Raw genomic sequence first — 12,861 nt, forward strand, 5'->3', positions numbered from 1 at the left:
AAGACATGCCCACTGATTCCGCGGCCAGGGAGAGCTCTGCCGCCCCCGACCACAGCCGCGCGACGGCGCCTCAGTCAGGCAAGAACTACTACGACGTCACGACGTGGCCCGTAGGCGACCCGTCTGAGGACGTCGGTGCAGTGATCAACAGCATCATCGCCGACATCAAGGACCGGCAGAAGGTCACCGACGCCAACAGTGGCGGAAAGCCCGGTGCGGTGATCTACATCCCGCCTGGCGACTACCACCTGCGCACGCAGGTGCTGGTCGACATCAGCTATCTCAAGATCGCTGGCTCGGGACACGGTTTTGCGTCGACGAGCATCCGGTTCAACCTTCCCGAGGAGGAATGGCCGGACCTGCATGAGCTGTGGCCCGGCGGGAGTCGCATCCTGGTCGACACACCCGTCAATGGAGCCGAGGAGGAGTGCACGGCGGCCTTCCGCGTCGAACGCGGGGGCAGCCCGCGGATCAGCGCGGTCGAGTTCTCCAACTTCTGCATCGACGGGATGCACTTCGAGCCCGATGGTTCAGCGACGCACCGGGAGAACACGTACATCAACGGCAAGACCGGCATCTACGTCGCGAGCTCGAACGACTCGTTCCGGGTGACGGGTATGGGTTTCGTCTACCTCGAGAACGCCCTCACGGTCTACAACGCGGACGCTCTTTCGGTCCATGACAACTTCATCGCTGAATGCGGTAGCTGTGTAGAGCTGCGCGGGTGGGGCCAGGCATGCAAGATCACGGACAACCTGGTCGGAGCGGGCTTCCGAGGTCACTCGATCTATGCCGAGAACCATGGCGGGCTCCTGGTCACCGCGAACAACGTCTTTCCTCGTGGGGCGAGCAGCGTCCATCTGCGGGGCGTCACGCGCTCAAGCGTCACGAACAACCGTCTGCATTCCTTCTACCCCGGGATGCTCATCCTCGAAGCGAACAGCTCAGAGAACCTTGTTGCCACCAATCACTTCTTGCGCGACAACGAGCCGTGGACGCCCTTTCTGGGAGTCGACAACGGAGTGGATGACCTCGAGGGACTTCTCTCTGTCAGCGGCAGCAACAACTCTGTCGTCGGCAACCACTTCTCACAGGTCATCGACTCACGAGGGGTCCGGCCGACGGGCGCCACGCCCGTCATCATCCGGCTGGTGACGGGGGGCGGCAATTTTGTGTCCAACAACCACGTCGTGGCGCTGGACGTGCGATCCACGTCAAGTGACTCGTGCTTCTCGGCCCAAGTGGACGCTCTGTTGACGACTCAGGCTACGGACAGCCTCATTGTCACGACCGTCATGGTCGACCCCGAATCGGCTCGGAATACGATCCTGGACTCCGGAAGTGATACCGAGGTTGTCGTAGACAGGGCTGTCAACGCCTTCAGGGCCACACCCACGGTTGGTTTCTAGGCGCCCCCGGTCCGGTCGAGGTGTTCCGTCGCATCCGGGCGCGAAGGGACACCTCGACCCCGCGGGGTCACAGCACCGCGACCTCGACGCGGCCGTCGACGACGTGCCAGCGGTGGGTCAGGCGTATGCCGTCGAGCAGGTGCTCGTCGTGGCTGACGACGAGCACCGTCCCACCGAAGGCCGCCACGGCAGCCTCGAGCTGCTCGATCGCGTCGACGTCGAGGTGGTTGGTCGGCTCGTCGAGCACGAGGACGTTGACCTCGCGGCCCTGGAAGAGGGCCATGAGCGCGCGGGTGCGCTCGCCCATCGAGAGGCTGCGCGCCGGCCGTGACACGTGCTCGGCGCCCAGGCCGAACTTCGCGAGGAGGGTGCGCACGGCGGCGATCGGCCACTGCTGGCCGGTCTTCGGGTCGTGGCCCAGCTCGCGGCGCACGACGTCGAGGACCCTCACGTCCTCCTCGAGCAGCTGCCTCCTCTGGTCGATGACGCCGACCGAGACGCGGGTGCCGAGCGACTGCCGGCCGGACGTGAGCGGCAGGTCACCGAGCAGCGCCGCGAGCAGCGTCGTCTTGCCGCTGCCGTTGTCGCCGACGATGGCGACGCGGTCCCCGCGACCGACGACGAGACCGACCGGCCCGAGCCGGAAGCCGTGCCGCTCGACGACGGCGTCGGCAAGCGTCGCGACGACGTCCGCCGAGGGCGGGCCCTCGGTGATCGTGTACCGCAGCTGCCACTCCTTGCGGGGCTGGTCGACCGCGTCGAGGCGCCCAGCTGCCCGCGCGAGGCGGGCCCCCTTGGCGGCCTGGCGGTCCGCCCGAGCCCGGTGCTTCTCGCGGATGTGCTTGTCCGGCTCGCCACCCAGGGCGATGTTGCGGCGCCCCTTGTCGGCCCAGTCGTGGCGCTGCCGAGCCTGGGCGAGCAGCGAGTCGCGCTCGGCGGCATACCCCTCGTACGCCTCCCACGCGTGGGTGCGGGCGAGCTCACGCTGAACGACGTAGTCGCTCCAGCCGCCCGTGTAGTGGGCGATCCGCTGCTGCCTCACGTCGAGCTCGACGACGCTCGTCGTCACGGCGTCGAGGAAGGTGCGGTCGTGGCTGGCGATGAGCACCGGACCGTCGTGTCCGCGTACGAAGTCGGCCATGAGGTCGAGCCCGCGGCTGTCGAGGTTGTTCGTCGGCTCGTCGAGGAGCAGCACGTCGTACTGGCTGAGCAGCACGGCGACGAGGCAGGCCCTTGCCGCCTGGCCACCCGAGAGGGTGCCGAGCGGTCGGGTTCCGTCGACATCGAGACCGACGCGCGCCGCGACCTCGGGCAGTCGCTCGTCGAGGTCTGCCGCGCCGAGGGCCAGCCAGCGCTCGAGGGCGGTGGCATAACGCTCCTCGCTCTCCGGCATCCCGGAAGCGATTGCAGCAGAGGCGCATTCGAGCTCGGTGTCTGCCGAGGTGACGCCGGTGCGGCGACGCGCGTACGCGAGCAGGGTCTCCTCGGGGTCGGGCAGCAGTTGGGGCAGCCACGCAACCGTCGCGTCACGCGGCGTCAGGCGGACGGAGCCCGCGTCGACGGGCAGCTCGCCGACGATCGTGCGCATGAGGGTCGACTTGCCCGAGCCGTTCGGCCCGACGACGGCCGTCACGTCCCCGTCGGAGAGCGTGAGGTCCAGACCCGTGAAAAGGGTGCGCGCACCGAAGGCGACAGCGAGGTCGGTGATGGTGAGGGTGGATGGCATCCGGGGTCCTTGATGGTGGGCAGGGCACCGCGGGCGACGTCAGGCGTCGGGCCGGCGGGCTGGCACGAGGGCATCAGGAGATCCACACGAGACGAGACCGTATGCCGTGGGCCACGGGCCCGTCCACCGGGTTTCGCCGGGGGTGGGCTCGCTCAGGCGAGGATGGCCGGACAGTCGGACGCGCCCTCGCGCAGGATCCGCCGCTGCGTCGGCTTCGCCTCCTCGTAGCGGGTGCGACCCGCCTTCGTGATCTCGGCGAAGACGGAGCGGCGGTCGTCCGCGCACGCGGCGCGTGTGACCAGGCCGGCGGCATCGAGGCGGGAGACGAGGCGGGAGAGCGCGCTCTGGCTGAGGTGGGCGCGCTCGCCGAGGTGAGCCATCTTGAGCTTGCCCTCGGGAGTCGAGTAGAGCTGCTGGAGCACCTCGAACTCGCTCGCGCTGAGGTCGTGGGCATTTCCCAGCTCGCGGTCGAGCGTGCACGTCAGGCGCTGGTAGCGACCCATGAGGTCGTGCCAGGCCGCGGCGAGGGCGTCATCGGTGGGCCGGGCCATGCCCCGGATCCTATCACAAGCACATGCATAAGATGTTTCTGCAAAATGTGCTTGTGCATTCAATGCATACGCATGCATAGTGGTCGGCATGACCTCCAAGCTCGAGACCTCTCGACGTCCGGACACCGCTGTCACGACCACCACTGCCACCACCCACGCGGGCAACCACCCGCTCATCAGCGAGGCCCGTGGCTGGACCGGTCGCACGTGGGCCCTGCTCCTCGTCCTCTGCGGCGCGCTCTTCCTCGACGCGCTCGACATCTCGATGGTCGGTGTCGCGCTCCCCTCCATCGGGGCCGACCTCGGGATGGACCCGACGGCGCTCCAGTGGATCGTCAGCGGCTATGTCCTGGGCTATGGGGGCCTGCTCCTGCTCGGCGGCAGGGCGTCCGACCTGCTCGGTCGGCGGAGGGTCTTCCTGGCGGCGGTGCTCGTCTTCGGCGTCGCGTCGGTCGTCACGGCCGTGCTCAGCAACGACCTCGCGATCATCGCCCTGCGCTTCGTCAAGGGCGTGGCCGCCGCCTTCACGGTGCCAGCGGGGCTATCGATCATCACGACGACGTTCGCCGAGGGGCCCGCCCGCAACCGCGCGCTGTCGATCTACACCGTCTCCGGCGCGAGCGGGTTCTCGCTGGGGCTGGTCTTCGGCGGAGTGCTCACGGAGCTCGGCTGGAGGGCGACGTTCCTGCTGCCCGGTCCGGTGGCCCTCGCGATCGCAGCCGTCGCGTGGCGCGTGGTCCCGCGTGCCGCCGTGCCGTCCTTCCGGTTGCGCGACTTCGACCTCCTCGGCGCGGTCACGGTGACCGGCGCCCTGCTGCTCACCGTCTTCACCGTCGTGGAGGCGCCCGGGCGGGGATGGGCCAGTGCGACGACGCTGGGATCGGCAGCCGTCGCCCTCGGCCTGCTGGTGGCCTTCGTCCTCACCGAGCTGCGCCACCCCGCGCCGCTCGTGCGTCTGGGCATCCTCCGCTCGCCGTCGCTCGTCCACGCGAACGTCGCCGGGGCCGTCATGTTCGGCTGCTACGCGGCGTTCCAGTTCCTCGTGACGCTCTTCCTGCAGGACACGCTCGGCTGGTCGCCGCTGTCGATGGCGCTCGCGTTCCTGCCCGCCGGCGTCCTCGTCGCAGCCAGCTCGCTCCACGTCGACAAGCTCCTCGCGGTCGTCCGCACGGAGGTGCTCATCGCGACGGGGCTCACCGCGTTCTTCGCGGCGTACGTCCTCTTCTTCCGCGTGGGCCTCGACCTGTCGTACGCCGCCGTCCTCCTGCCCACGATGCTGCTCCTCGGTGTCGGCTTCGCCATCGCGTTCCCGTCGATCAACGCCCAGGCGACCGCCGGCGTCGCCGACGACGAGCAGGGCCTGGCCAGCGGTCTGGTCAACACGTCCGTGCAGGTCGGCGGCGCGATCATGATGGCCCTCGTGACCGCGGTCCTGGGCAGCCACGCCGGGGAGCCCGGAGCAACGGGAGCGGCCGGGGCGCTCGTCGGTCTGCACGCCGGCTTGCAGGTCATCGTCGGCCTGACGGTTGTCGGCGTCCTCGTCTCGGCGCTCATGCTCTACCGCGGCCGCCGTCCTCGCCTCGCCCTCGACTGACCGCCCCCGATGCGGTGCTCTCAGGGTCGCGTCACGCACGCTCTCGGGGTCGGCTCAGGGTCGAGTCAGGACTGCACCCCATGGCAGCGGCCACCCGCGCACCGGGAAGGTAGAGCCCATGATCACAGTGGAACGACTCACCAAGCGCTACGGCCCCTTCACGGCCGTCGACGACGTCTCGTTCGAGGTCAAGCCGGGTCTGGTCACCGGCTTCCTCGGGCCGAACGGTGCCGGCAAGACGACCGCGATGCGCGTCATGGCCGGCCTCACCCCCGCGAGCTCGGGGCGGGCCACAGTGCTCGGCAAGCCGTATGCCGCCCTGCCGAACCCGGGACGCCACGTGGGTCTGCTGCTCGACGCCTCGGCGCAGCACGCCGGCCGCACCGGACGTGAGGTGCTGACGCTCGGCGCGCTCCTCATGGGCGTCGGCAAGCACCGCGTCGACGAGATGGTCGAGCTCGTGGGCCTCACCGACAAGGAGGCGAACCGCCGGGTCCGCAACTACTCCCTCGGCATGCGCCAGCGCCTCGGCATCGCCCACGCCCTCCTCGGCGACCCCGAGGTGCTCATCCTCGACGAGCCGGCCAACGGCCTCGACCCGGCCGGCATCCGCTGGATGCGCGACCTGCTGCGCGGCTACGCGAACGAGGGAGGCACGGTGCTGCTCAGCTCGCACCTGCTCAACGAGATCGAGCGCGTCGCCGACGAGATCATCGTCATCGGGCACGGCAGGATCGTCGCCGAGGGCACGAAGGACGAGCTGCTCGCCGGAGCCGGCACGTACACCCGCTCGACCGACGACGACGCCCTCCTGGCGGCCCTCGCCGCCGAGTCGGTCGTCGCCCACCGCACGCCGACCGGCGGACTGCAGGTCGACGCCGAGCCCATCGCCGTCGGCCGGGTGGCCGCGGCCCACCAGATCGTCCTGACCGAGCTTCGCGGTGGCGGCAGCCGGGGTCTCGAGGAGATGTTCCTCGACCTCACCGCCGACGCTGCACGAGAGGAGGTGGCGGCATGACCGCCACGACCACGAGTCCCGTTGCCACACAGGTGTCCCCGACGGCGGAGTCCGCCCTGCCGGCCGTGGCCAAGGTGCCGTCGCGCATCGTGGGTCCGCGCCCCACGACCGGCGTACCGTTCGGCCGCCTCATCCACGTCGAGCTGCGCAAGATGCTCGACACCAGGGCCGGCCGCTGGCTGCTCATCGGCATCGGCGCGATCATCGCGGTCGCGCTGACGATCATGTTCTTCAACGAGGGCGGCGAGCACGCGTTCGGCGAGTACCTCCAGGCCACGACCATGCCGATGGCCCTCATCCTTCCCGTCGTCGGCATCCTCGCCGTCACGGCGGAGTGGAGCCAGCGCACCGGACTGGTCACCTTCGGTCTCGAGCCGCGGCGGATCCGGGTCGCCTGGGCCAAGACGCTCGCTGCGCTCTTCGTCGGGGTCTGCGCCTTCGCGCTCTCGCTCGTCCTCGCCGGCATCGCGCACCAGTCGGCCATCACCTTCCGCGGCATCACGGGCGACTGGTCGATCGACGCACTCGTGCTCCTCGGAGCCGGTGGCTACGTGCTGCTCGGCATCGCCCAGGGCGTCGGCTTCGGCATGCTCTTCAAGAACACGCCGGCCGCGGTCGTCGTCTTCTTCGTCCTGCCGACCGCCTGGTCGATCCTCGCCTCGATGGTCTCGTGGCTGCGCGACGCTGCCACCTGGCTCGACATGAACCAGACGATGCAGCCGTTGTTCGAAGGGTCGCTGACCGGCGCGCAGTGGGCGCACCTCGGCACCTCGGTCGGCCTGTGGGTCATCGCGCCGCTCGCCGTCGGCATCTGGCGCCTGACCCGCGCCGAGGTGAAGTAGCACCTCACCACCAACACGAGGTATGCCGTGTGCCTGACGGGGGCACACGGCATACCTCTGCCACGTCAGGGGGTGCGGGGAAGTCGGTCGTGAGTGGCATCGGGGCGCCGATAGGCTGGCCCGCGTGATCGACATCAAGCTCGTGCGCGACGAACCCGACCGGGTCCGCGCCTCGCAACAGGCCCGTGGAGAGGACCCGGGGATCGTGGACGCGATCCTCGCCGCCGACGAGCGCCGTCGATCGTCCCTCGGTGAGTTCGAGGCGCTTCGTGCCGAGCAGAAGACCGTCAGCAAGTCGGTCGGTGCCGCGATGGGCGCCTTCCAGAAGGCGAAGAAGGCCGGTGCCGCCGACGCCGACCAGCTCGAGCAGGCCGCGCACGTCGCGCGCTCGAGGGCCGCGACGCTGAGTGACCAGGTCAAGGCGCTCGAGTCGACCGCTGCCGAGGCCGGGGCCGAGCTCGAGACGCTGCTGCGCCGTGTCGGCAACGTCATCATCGACGGCGTGCCCACGGGTGGTGAGGACGACTACGTCGTGCTCGAGAAGGTCGGTGCCCCAAGGGACTTCGCGGCCGAGGGCTTCCAGCCGCTCGACCACCTCGCGCTCGGCGAGAAGCTCGGGGCCATCGACATGGAGCGCGGCGCCAAGGTCGGCGGTGCGCGCTTCTACTACCTGACCGGGGTCGGCGCCCTGCTCGAGCTCGCGCTGCTCAACATGGCGATGGCGCAGGCGACCGCGGCGGGGTTCACGCCGATGATCACGCCGACGCTCGCGCGGCCCGAGGTCATGGTCGGAGCCGGCTTCATGGACGCGCACGCCGAGGAGGTCTACCACCTCGCCGCCGACGACCTCTACCTCACCGGCACGTCGGAGGTCGCCCTCGCCGGCTACCACGCCGACGAGATCATCGACCTCACGAGCGGCCCCAAGAGGTATGCCGGATGGTCGGCCTGCTACCGCCGCGAGGCAGGGTCGCACGGCAAGGACACCCGCGGCATCATCCGGGTGCACCAGTTCCACAAGGTCGAGATGTTCAGCTACTGCAGGCCCGAGGACGCCGAGGCCGAGCACCAGCGCCTGCTCGGCTGGGAGCGCGAGATGCTCGGGAAGATCGAGGTGCCGTACCGCATCATCGACACCGCCGCGGGTGACCTCGGCGGCCCGGCTGCTCGCAAGTTCGACTGCGAGGCGTGGGTGCCGACGCAGGGCAAGTACCGCGAGCTGACGTCGACGTCGAACTGCACGACGTTCCAGGCTCGGCGCCTGAACACGCGCGAGCGCGACCCGAACGGGTCGGGCACGCGGGCGGTGGCGACGCTCAACGGCACCCTCGGCACGACGCGCTGGCTCGTCGCGATCCTCGAGAACCACCAGCAGGCCGACGGCTCGGTCGTGGTCCCCGAGGCCCTGCGCCCCTTCCTCGGCCTCGACGTCCTCAAGCCCCTCACCTGACGACTCGTTCGATGTATCTGCGCGGCACCGGCGACGCGCAGATACATCGAATCGGCGTCACGTCACCTGACGGGTGACCTCGTCGAGGGCGCGCATGTTGGCCTGCACGGCGGAGGGTGGGTGCAGGGGTGAGGTGAGCTCACCGGCGCCCACGCACCGGGCGACCTCGAGCGCCGAGTGGAAGAGCGCGCCGTGACCGATCGGCTTCGGATCGGTCCACGCCACCGTGCGTGAGCCGTCGGCCGACGTGACGACGACGTCGCCCGGCTGGAAGAACGGGCCGGGCAGGGTCAGGCTGGCAGCCGTGCCGGCGATCGTGGCGGACGTCGGCGTGCGCGCGAGCAGCGTCGTGTGGAGCACGCTCGTCGCGTGGCCGGCGTGGGTCAGCACCATCGCGGCCTGGCCGTTGACGCCGCTGGGCGTCATCTCGCCGGTCGCGTGGACCGACGTCGCCGGGCCGAGCACCCACGTCGCCAGGGTCGTCACGTAGGTGCCGAGGTCGAGCAGCGACCCACCGGCCATCGCCGGGTCGAGGATCCGGTGCGGTGGGTCGAAGCGCTCCCCGTGGTCGGCCAGGACGGTGCGCACGTCGCCGAGCAGCCCGAGATCCAGCACCTGACGGACGACGTCGAACCGGGGCAGGAAGAGCGACCACATCGCCTCCATGCAGAAGACCCCGGCGGTGGCTGCGGCGGACGAGATCTCCTGCGCCTCAGTCGCATCGAGGCCGATGGGTTTCTCGACGAGGACGTGCTTGCCGGCCCGGACCGCGAGCAGGGCCCCGTCGCGGTGCAGGTGGTGCGGGGTCGCGACGTAGACGACGTCGACGTCCGGGTCGTCCACGAGGGCTGCGGCACTCCCGTGCGCCCGTTCGATGCGGTTGACGGCCGCGAAGGCCTGCGCCGACTCGGCGGTCCGCGACCCGACGGCGACGACCCGTTGCGTCGTCGACGCCTGGAGCGAGGCGACGAACCGCGTCGCGATCCAGCCGGTGCCGAGCACGCCCCAGCGCAAGCTGGGCACGGAGTCGGCCGGGGGCCGGCGCGGGGCGGGGAGCGAGACGGGGAGCGAGACGGGGGACACGGCATACCTTGTCGGGTCGAGGGCGGTGGCGCCCGCCGGGTCACCGCTCGTCGAGCATGACCTCGATCGAGTAGTCCTGGGCGCGGTAGCAATGGTCGCCGTACTCGACGGGTCCGCCCACGGCGTCGAAGGCCGTGCGCGTCATCGTGAGGACCGGCTGGGACGGGGTGAGGCCGAGGTGCTTGCGCTCGGACGTCGACGGCTGGCGGGCGCCGATGCGCTGGTGCGCGACGACCGGCTTGCCGCCCCGCGCGCGCAGGAGGGCGTACAGGCCGTCGTTCTCGAGCTCGGTGCGGGTGATGTCGGAGTAGGCCGGCGGGAGCCAGTTGCGCAGGATCGCGAGGGGCCGGTCACCGTCGAGGCGCAGCCGCACGAGCTTGAGCAGCTGGGTCTCGGCCGGCAGCCCGAGGGCGGTCGCGGCAGCCTCGTCGGTCGTCAGCTCGTGCGTCAGCACCTCGGTGCGCGGGTCACCGGCACCCTCGCGTCGCAGGTCGTCGTAGAGGCTCGTCAGCTCGGCCCGGCGGTGGATCTGACGGCCCGCGACGGTCGTGCCGAGCCCGCGCCGCCGCAGCAGCAGGCCCTGCGCGACGAGCTCCTGGATCGCCCGGCGGACCGTCGGGCGGGAGAGCCCGAGACGGTCCGCCATGGCGACCTCGTTCTCGAAGGCGTCGCCCGGCTGGAGCTCACCGCCGGCGATCGCTGCGCTGAGCTGCTCGGCCAGCTGGTGGTACAGCGGGACGGGCGTCTCGCGGTCGATGCGGACGTCAACGGGCTTTGCCATGTCGGCAGACTAGGACAAAGTGCGAGCGTGCGAGCATGTGGTCATGTCATGACACGCTCGCGTCATCACCTCGGGCCCTTGACCACGAGCACCGGGGCCTCCGCGTCGAGGATGATGTTCTGGGCGACGCTGCCGAGGAACGCCTTCCCGACGGGCGAGCGGCGCCGCGCCCCGATGACGAGCAGGTCCGGCCCGATCCGACTCACCTCGCCGAGGATCGCCTCCGACACGTCGCCGATCTCGTGGCCCCCGGCCACGAGCCGGACGTCCCACGGCACGTCCGGCAGCGACACCGTCCCGAGAGCCTTCTCGACCGCGTCGGAGATGCCGGCGCGGTTGGCGTCGGCGATGTCGTTGTCGAGCGAGTCGACGACGTGGATGACGACGAGGTCGGTGCCCCGGAAGGACGCCTGGCGGGCGGCCTCCTCGAGGGCCAACGAGCCCGAGCTGCGGGTCTGGTGCGCGACAACGACGCTCATGCGGTCACCCCGCTCACTTCTGCAGCTCGTGCGAGAGCTCGGTGAGCTCGTCCCCGCCGGCCATCTGCCTGGTCAGCTCGTCGAGCCCGACCTCGGAACGCTTCCGGTCGAGCACCGCCTGGCCGAGCTTGAGGATGACGAAGTGGTTGCCGACGAGGTACGCGTGGTGCGGGTTGTGCGTGATGAAGACGACGCCGAGGCCGGCGTCACGCGCGGCCGCCGTGTACTTGAGCACGACCCCCGACTGCTTGACGCCGAGCGCGGCCGTCGGCTCGTCGAGGATGAGCACGCGGGCCCCGAAGTAGACGGCGCGCGCGATCGCCACGCACTGGCGCTGGCCGCCGGAGAGCGTGCCGATGGGCTGGTCGATGTCCTTGACGACGACGCCCATCTTGCGCAGCTCCTCGTCGGCGATGCGCTTCATGTCGGCGATCTTGAGGCTCGCGAAGGGGCCGCGCCCACCGACGAGCTCGGAGCCGAGGAAGAAGTTGCGCCACACCTCCATGAGCGAGACGACCGCGAGGTCCTGGTAGACGGTCGCGATGCCGTGGTCGAGCGACTCACGCGGCGAGGAGAAGGAGACCTCCTTGCCGTCGACCTTCATGGTGCCCTCGTTGTGCGGGTGCAGGCCGGCCATGATCTTGATGAGGGTCGACTTGCCGGCCCCGTTGTCGCCGAGGACGCAGGTCACCTCGCCGGCGCGGACCGTCAGGTTGATGCCCTTGAGCGCGCGGATCGCGCCGTAGGTCTTGCCGACGTTCTTCATGTCGATGAGCGGCTCGCCCGAGTGCAGCTCCGGGTCCGCGTGCTCGGCCAGGGTGTCAGTCATGTCAGCCCACCTTTCGGGCGGTCGAGAGCTTCTTGACGTAGAGGTTGACCATCACGGCGAGCAGGAGCATGACGCCGAGGAAGGCGCGGAACCAGTTCGGGTCCCATCCTGCGTAGACGATGCAGAGGCTGGTCATGCCGAAGATGAAGGCGCCGATGGCGACCCCGATGGCGTTGCCGAAGCCGCCGGTGAGCAGGGTGCCACCCACGACCGCCGCGATGATGTAGAGGAACTCGTTGCCGATGCCGTTGCCGGCCTGCAGCGTGTCGAACTTGTAGAGGGTGTGCATGCCGATGAACCAGCCGAGGAACGACACGGTCATGAAGAGGCCGATCTTCACCCCGCGCACCGGCACACCGACGGCGCGGGCCGAGTCCGCGTTGCCCCCGACCGCGTAGATCCAGTTGCCGATCCTGGTGCGCTGGAGGATCCAGGCCGACAGCGCGACGAAGAGGAACCACCACAGGACGGTGGCCTCGACGGTGACGCTGCCGATCTTGAAGCTCGAGGCGAAGATCGCGTCGAGCGCCTTGTAGCCGTCCATCTGGTTGATGTTCGGCGTCGACACCGAACCGGTGACGAGCTTGGTCACGCCGAGGTTGGCGCCCTGCAGCACGAAGAACGTGCCCAGGGTTATGAGGAAGCTCGGTATGCCGGTCCTCACCACCAGGTAGCCGTTGAGGAAGCCGATGGCGAGGCTGAAGACGAGGGAGAGCACGGCGCCCACGATGAGGTTGATGCCGAGCTGGTAGCAGAACATCGCGTTGACGAGACCCGCCGTCGTGACGATGACACCGGCCGACAGGTCGAACTCGCCGCCGATCATGAGCATGCCGACGGCGACGGCGACGATGCCGATGGTGGAGCTCTGGTAGAGCACCGTGAAGAACGACGCGGGCGAGCGGAACGCCGGGGCGACGGCGAGGAAGAAGATGAAGATGACGACGGCCGCGACGAGGGCTCCGACCTCGGGCCGTGCGAGCAGGCGGTTCGACCAGCCGAGCGTGACCCTGTTGGATGCCTCGGTCGGCGCCGTGGGCGGCGACGTGACGGTTTGACTCATGGACCTCTCCGATCCGTTGACGTGCGTTCAGTGGAA

12 protein-coding genes are annotated in these 12,861 nt (G+C 69.8%); 5 read left to right on the plus strand and 7 right to left on the minus strand.

Annotated elements, in window-relative coordinates; all coding sequences use genetic code 11:
• Positions 1-5 precede the first annotated feature (5 nt).
• Positions 6-1,409, plus strand: a complete 1,404-nt coding sequence (locus ACFQU3_RS21060; RefSeq protein ID WP_385913437.1) for a right-handed parallel beta-helix repeat-containing protein — start codon at positions 6-8, stop codon at positions 1,407-1,409.
• Between the two features lie 67 nt (positions 1,410-1,476).
• Here the strand turns inward: ACFQU3_RS21060 and ACFQU3_RS21065 are convergent, their stop codons facing one another.
• Together ACFQU3_RS21065 and ACFQU3_RS21070 are read right to left on the minus strand one after the other, a co-directional pair.
• Entirely contained in the window at positions 1,477-3,135 is a 1,659-nt protein-coding gene (locus tag ACFQU3_RS21065; RefSeq protein ID WP_385913439.1) for an ABC-F family ATP-binding cassette domain-containing protein, read from the minus strand.
• A 152-nt stretch (positions 3,136-3,287) separates the two neighbouring features.
• Positions 3,288-3,686 carry a MarR family winged helix-turn-helix transcriptional regulator gene (locus ACFQU3_RS21070; protein WP_385913441.1) on the minus strand — a complete coding sequence of 133 codons (399 nt, stop codon included), beginning with the start codon at positions 3,684-3,686 and terminating at the stop codon, positions 3,288-3,290.
• Between the two features lie 88 nt (positions 3,687-3,774).
• On the opposite strand from ACFQU3_RS21070, the gene ACFQU3_RS21075 reads away from it, so the two are divergent.
• From ACFQU3_RS21075 to serS, 4 genes are all read left to right on the plus strand, one after another.
• A complete protein-coding gene (locus ACFQU3_RS21075; RefSeq protein ID WP_385913443.1) occupies positions 3,775-5,280 on the plus strand; it encodes an MFS transporter in 1,506 nt (501 codons plus the stop codon).
• A gap of 118 nt (positions 5,281-5,398) precedes the next feature.
• Positions 5,399-6,298 (plus strand): ABC transporter ATP-binding protein, encoded by a 900-nt coding sequence (locus ACFQU3_RS21080; RefSeq protein ID WP_385913445.1) that lies wholly within the window; start codon positions 5,399-5,401, stop codon positions 6,296-6,298.
• Positions 6,295-7,140: an ABC transporter permease gene (locus ACFQU3_RS21085; protein WP_385913447.1), complete on the plus strand. Its 846-nt coding sequence runs from the start codon at positions 6,295-6,297 to the stop codon at positions 7,138-7,140. Before ACFQU3_RS21080 ends, ACFQU3_RS21085 begins: the two co-directional genes overlap by 4 nt.
• 124 nt (positions 7,141-7,264) lie before the next feature.
• On the plus strand, positions 7,265-8,590 hold the full coding sequence (serS, locus tag ACFQU3_RS21090; protein WP_385913449.1) for a serine--tRNA ligase: 1,326 nt from the start codon (positions 7,265-7,267) through the stop codon (positions 8,588-8,590).
• Positions 8,591-8,647: 57 nt separating this feature from the next.
• On the opposite strand, the gene ACFQU3_RS21095 is transcribed toward serS, so the two are convergent.
• From ACFQU3_RS21095 to ACFQU3_RS21115, 5 genes are all read right to left on the minus strand, one after another.
• Complete coding sequence (locus ACFQU3_RS21095; protein WP_385913451.1) at positions 8,648-9,673, minus strand: Gfo/Idh/MocA family protein; 1,026 nt, start codon at positions 9,671-9,673, stop codon at positions 8,648-8,650.
• A 40-nt stretch (positions 9,674-9,713) separates the two neighbouring features.
• Positions 9,714-10,454 (minus strand): GntR family transcriptional regulator, encoded by a 741-nt coding sequence (locus tag ACFQU3_RS21100; protein ID WP_385913453.1) that lies wholly within the window; start codon positions 10,452-10,454, stop codon positions 9,714-9,716.
• 65 nt (positions 10,455-10,519) lie between these two features.
• The gene (locus ACFQU3_RS21105) at positions 10,520-10,933 is read right to left on the minus strand and encodes a universal stress protein (protein WP_385913455.1); all 414 of its coding nucleotides are present in this window, start codon (positions 10,931-10,933) and stop codon (positions 10,520-10,522) included.
• A gap of 13 nt (positions 10,934-10,946) precedes the next feature.
• On the minus strand, positions 10,947-11,762 hold the full coding sequence (locus tag ACFQU3_RS21110; protein ID WP_385913457.1) for an ATP-binding cassette domain-containing protein: 816 nt from the start codon (positions 11,760-11,762) through the stop codon (positions 10,947-10,949).
• Between the two features lies 1 nt (position 11,763).
• A complete protein-coding gene (locus tag ACFQU3_RS21115) occupies positions 11,764-12,825 on the minus strand; it encodes an ABC transporter permease (protein WP_385913459.1) in 1,062 nt (353 codons plus the stop codon).
• Positions 12,826-12,861: the final 36 nt, after the last annotated feature.

This window comes from Terrabacter sp. GCM10028922, assembly GCF_042666095.1.
Lineage (GTDB): Bacteria > Actinomycetota > Actinomycetes > Actinomycetales > Dermatophilaceae > Terrabacter.

Coding starts and splice junctions, on each gene's coding strand:
- ACFQU3_RS21115 (WP_385913459.1), bottom strand. CDS start 12,825: ATGAGTCAAACCGTCACGTCGCCGCCCACGGCGCCGACCGAGGCATCC.
- ACFQU3_RS21060 (WP_385913437.1), top strand. CDS start 6: ATGCCCACTGATTCCGCGGCCAGGGAGAGCTCTGCCGCCCCCGACCAC.
- ACFQU3_RS21080 (WP_385913445.1), top strand. CDS start 5,399: ATGATCACAGTGGAACGACTCACCAAGCGCTACGGCCCCTTCACGGCC.
- ACFQU3_RS21085 (WP_385913447.1), top strand. CDS start 6,295: ATGACCGCCACGACCACGAGTCCCGTTGCCACACAGGTGTCCCCGACG.
- ACFQU3_RS21065 (WP_385913439.1), bottom strand. CDS start 3,135: ATGCCATCCACCCTCACCATCACCGACCTCGCTGTCGCCTTCGGTGCG.
- ACFQU3_RS21105 (WP_385913455.1), bottom strand. CDS start 10,933: ATGAGCGTCGTTGTCGCGCACCAGACCCGCAGCTCGGGCTCGTTGGCC.
- ACFQU3_RS21070 (WP_385913441.1), bottom strand. CDS start 3,686: ATGGCCCGGCCCACCGATGACGCCCTCGCCGCGGCCTGGCACGACCTC.
- ACFQU3_RS21100 (WP_385913453.1), bottom strand. CDS start 10,454: ATGGCAAAGCCCGTTGACGTCCGCATCGACCGCGAGACGCCCGTCCCG.
- ACFQU3_RS21110 (WP_385913457.1), bottom strand. CDS start 11,762: ATGACTGACACCCTGGCCGAGCACGCGGACCCGGAGCTGCACTCGGGC.
- ACFQU3_RS21075 (WP_385913443.1), top strand. CDS start 3,775: ATGACCTCCAAGCTCGAGACCTCTCGACGTCCGGACACCGCTGTCACG.